The sequence below is a fragment of the Methyloceanibacter sp. genome (genome assembly GCF_051306395.1).
Taxonomy (GTDB): domain Bacteria; phylum Pseudomonadota; class Alphaproteobacteria; order Rhizobiales; family Methyloligellaceae; genus Methyloceanibacter.
The window spans coordinates 1-3,858 of sequence record NZ_JBPPND010000272.1 but is presented as its reverse complement, the minus strand read 5'-3'; the positions used below and the strand labels follow the sequence as shown (position 1 = coordinate 3,858).

The following is a 3,858-nucleotide window of genomic DNA, read 5'->3' as shown; positions in this document are numbered from 1 at the left end:
GTCCTTCAGCTCCCGCTTTCGCATCGACGAGCTGAGCGACCATGCCCAGTGCGACAATCGCCTGAGACTTAAGTTCGCCGGGTGTCTTGGCCGTTAGCTGCGTCTTGAGGGCTTCTCGTGCAATTGTGCGTCCCTCGGAAGTGTGCGCGGCGGTGAGAAAGTAGGCCACTGAAGCGGCGGCGTGGGTGCTGCTGCGGGGCGCCCGGAAAGGGAGCCAGTGGCTAGCCTGACCTCGAGTGATTCGGCTCGGGGGAAGGCGGGGGATGTATGGCTTGGACAACTACGCGGCGGTGCGGCGGTTCGTTTTCGTCGAAGGTCACAGCGAGCGGGAGGCGGCGCGGGTTTTCGGACTGGCGCGCAAGACGGTGGCGAAGATGTGCCGGTTCTCGGCGCCGCCGGGCTACCAGCGCACGAAGCCCGTTGAGCGGCCTACATTGGGCCCGTTCGTCGGCGTGATCGACGCCATTCTAGAAGCCGACAAGCAGGCGCCGCCGAAGCAGCGGCACACGGCACAGCGGATCTTCGAGCGGCTGAAGGCGGAGCACGGCTACGCCGGTGGCTACACGGTGGTGAAGGACTACGTGCGTGAGCAGAGGATCTCGTCGCGCGAGACGTTCGTGCCGCTGGCGCATCCTCCGGGGCACGCGCAGGTCGACTTCGGTGAGGCCATTGGCGTGATCGGCGGCGTTCGCCAGAAGGTTCACGTGTTCTACATGGACCTGCCGCATTCGGACGCGCCGTTCATGAAGGCCTATCCGGCCGAGACGACGGAGGCCTTCCTCGACGGCCACGTGTCGGCGTGTGCCTTCTTCGGTGGCGTGCCGCAGTCGATCCTGTACGACAACACGAAGTTGGCGGTGGCCAAGATCTGTGGTGACGGCACACGCGAGCGCACGCGGGCGTTCACGGGTCTCTTGAGCCACTACCTGTTCGCCGACCGCTTCGGCCGACCCGGAAAGGGTAACGACAAAGGCAAGGTCGAGGCTCTGGTCAAGCATGGCCGCCGGCAGTTCCTCACGCCCGTGCCGATCGCCGAGAGCTATGCGGTATTGAACGCCAGGCTCGAAGCCGATTGCCGATCGCACCAGGCGACGCGATCAGGACGCCACACCGAGACCATCGCCGAGCGGTTGCGTGCCGACCTCGCGGCGTTCCGTGCGCTTCCCGCGGCATCGTTCGAACCCTGCGAGGTACGCACCGGGCGCGTGTCGTCGACGGCACTCGTGCGCTATCGCGGCAACGACTACTCAGTGCCGACAAGCTACGGCTTCCGCGAGGTGGTCGTGAAGGGCTTCGTCGACGAGGTCGTGATCCTTGCCGGCTCAACCGAGATCGCACGTCATCGTCGCTCCTACGACAAGGCGGCGCTGGTGTTCGATCCGCTGCACTACCTGGCACTGATCGAACAGAAGCCCGGCGCCCTCGACCAGGCGGCGCCGTTGCAGCACTGGGACCTGCCGGAGCCGTTCGCGCATCTGCGCCGCCTGATGGAGGCGAGGATGGGGCGCAAGGGCAAGCGGGAGTACATCCAGGTGCTACGGCTGATGGAGCTGTTCGCGCGCGATGTCGTGGCCAGCGCCGTCGCGCAAGCAATCAAGCTCGGCGCGATCGGCTTCGATGCGGTGAAGCAGTTGACATTGGCTCGCGTCGAGCGCCGCGCTCCACAGCTCGATATGGCGGCCTACCCCTACCTGCCGAGACCGAGGGTGGCGACGACGCAGGCAGCAGACTACGCGGCGCTTCTCGAGGGAGCAGCGGCATGACGAGGACCGCCGACAAGCCGCAAGTCCTGCTCGAGCACCACCTCAGGGTCCTCAAGCTACCGACGTTCCTCGCCGAGTACGAGAAGGTCGCGCGTGAAAGCGCCGCCGACGGCATCGATCATCCGCGCTATCTGTTGCGGCTCGCCGAACTCGAGCTGATCGAGCGCGAACGCCGGCTCGTCGATCGCCGTATCCGGGCAGCCAGGTTCCCGGCGACCAAGAGCCTCGATACCTTCGACTTCATGTCGATCCCGGCCTTGAACAAGATGCTGGTCCTGGAGTTAGCACGTTCGGAGTACGTGATCCGAAATGAGAACGTCATCGCGCTCGGACCCAGCGGCACCGGCAAGACGCACGTGGCGCTCGGGCTCGGACTTGCCGCCTGCCAGAAGGGCTTCTCGGTCCTCTTCACGAGCACAGCATCGCTGGTCAACCGGCTGATGGAGGCGCGCGATGGCCGGCAGCTCTCACGGCTGCAGGCACAGCTCGCGAGCGTGAAGCTTCTGATCGTCGACGAGTTCGGCTACGTGCCGCTGTCGCCGACCGGCGCCGAGCTGCTGTTTGAGGTCTTCTCACAGCGCTACGAGCGCGGCAGCACCATCGTGACATCCAATCTGCCGTTCGAGGAGTGGACCGGCGTCCTCGGCTCCGAGCGCCTTACCGGCGCCCTCCTCGACCGGCTCACCCACCACGTGCACATCCTCGAGATGAACGGCGAAAGCTATCGTCTCAAGCACGCTCGCAACCGTCGGCACAAAGCCGCCAAGGCGACCGCCGGGCAGTCCGATCCCGACACAGGCGAGATCACGTCGCCATAGCTTCTCATTCCGCTTCGCTCACCTCACCGCCAGCGAAGACGCGAAAAGCACGAAGGCCCCCTCGAGGGGGCCTTCGTGCTTCAGCCGACGCTACCGTCACTGGTTACCAATCACGCCGCCACGGTGGCTCCCTTTTGCGCCGCCGTTGACAGGCATACCCTCATGACACTTCACGAAGTCCACCCGCACGGCGTCCGCGATGATGTCCATTTCCGGGGCCAAGCCGCCGATGCAATCATGAATAGCCATCATGTCGGCGACGCCGCGTGCGTTCGCCTCCGATGGGCCCGTGTAGTGAGCAAGAAGTACAACAAACGAAGCTCATCGGCGGCGCCGGGTGCCTGGTAGCGACGACAGCCACGGTTAGCGCAGCTGCTGCAGAGCCCTAGATGACTCTTGGAAAGGCCGCACAGCCCCGCAGTTGGGTTGGGGATAGATGGGTGGCCTCAAGAAAAGCGGCCGTCCTGGACTCTCATGGGGCATCCTATGCATCGCCCAACAAACTTAGGTGGGACAGGAATAGTGCAGTGCAGCTACTTCACGTCGAGGAACCATCAACCTCAGATCAGCCCTAGTCACCTAGGACTCTCGGTGTGCCATTTAGTTCAGCTTGAAATCGAAGGCAATGGGGGCACCGCCATTGTCGTGAAGATGCTCTAGTCGACGCGATGCCTGCTGCCACGTCGGCACCTCATCATCCGCAATCCACCACATGACATAGTGGGCCACTCGGCCTCACGGAACCACTGGTCACCCTGATCCAACGTGCGGCGATGTAATCCCCTCTTCCTCTAGGCCGAACGGCCTTTCGCCAATGAGGCACGATGATGGAGCGTCGAGAATCCAAGTCAATCCGGCCTCGTCCCACCCGATTTGTGCAGTGCCCGATAAGCCTCTCGCAACGGCATCCTCAATGACGAACCGGCCGAATCCCTTGCGGGTGGATTGTGACACAGGCGGACCGCCAGTTTCCCGCCACGACATCCGAAAGCGTTGCGTGCGAGCGTTAGCACTCCCATCCTCCGTCCCTTTGTCGGCACTCACATCCTCCGTCCATTCAATGTCAACAAGGCCCTGCGGAACGGATAGCGCACCGTACTTGGAGGCGTTGGTCGCCAGCTCATGAATGGCGAGGCCGATATGTTGCGACGCTGCGGGGTTCAGAAGAATCGATGGCCCCGCCAAGCGGATCCGGCCGTCTCCTGGATCAAGAAATGATGCAAGCTGCGCCGACACGAGGTCGTGGACGAGAACCCCACCCCAATTCCTATCGACCA

The 3,858-nt window shown here is 63.6% G+C and carries 4 protein-coding genes and 1 pseudogene; 2 read left to right on the top strand and 3 right to left on the bottom strand.

Annotated features, from left to right (window positions below):
- Positions 1-263 precede the first annotated feature (263 nt).
- Complete coding sequence (gene istA, locus ACSLE4_RS14555) at positions 264-1,763, top strand: IS21 family transposase (protein ID WP_435905147.1); 1,500 nt, start codon at positions 264-266, stop codon at positions 1,761-1,763.
- Complete coding sequence (gene istB / locus ACSLE4_RS14550) at positions 1,760-2,581, top strand: IS21-like element helper ATPase IstB (protein WP_435905146.1); 822 nt, start codon at positions 1,760-1,762, stop codon at positions 2,579-2,581. The genes istA and istB overlap by 4 nt, the downstream gene beginning before the upstream one ends.
- 96 nt (positions 2,582-2,677) lie before the next feature.
- On the opposite strand, the gene ACSLE4_RS14545 is transcribed toward istB, so the two are convergent.
- From ACSLE4_RS14545 to ACSLE4_RS14535, 3 genes and pseudogenes are all read right to left on the bottom strand, one after another.
- Complete coding sequence (locus ACSLE4_RS14545) at positions 2,678-2,833, bottom strand: hypothetical protein (protein ID WP_435905145.1); 156 nt, start codon at positions 2,831-2,833, stop codon at positions 2,678-2,680.
- 348 nt (positions 2,834-3,181) lie between these two features.
- Positions 3,182-3,310 (bottom strand): DUF3291 domain-containing protein, encoded by a 129-nt coding sequence (locus tag ACSLE4_RS14540; protein ID WP_435905144.1) that lies wholly within the window; start codon positions 3,308-3,310, stop codon positions 3,182-3,184.
- Positions 3,311-3,331: 21 nt separating this feature from the next.
- Positions 3,332-3,858 (bottom strand): annotated as a pseudogene (locus ACSLE4_RS14535) (hypothetical protein); the annotation flags it as partial.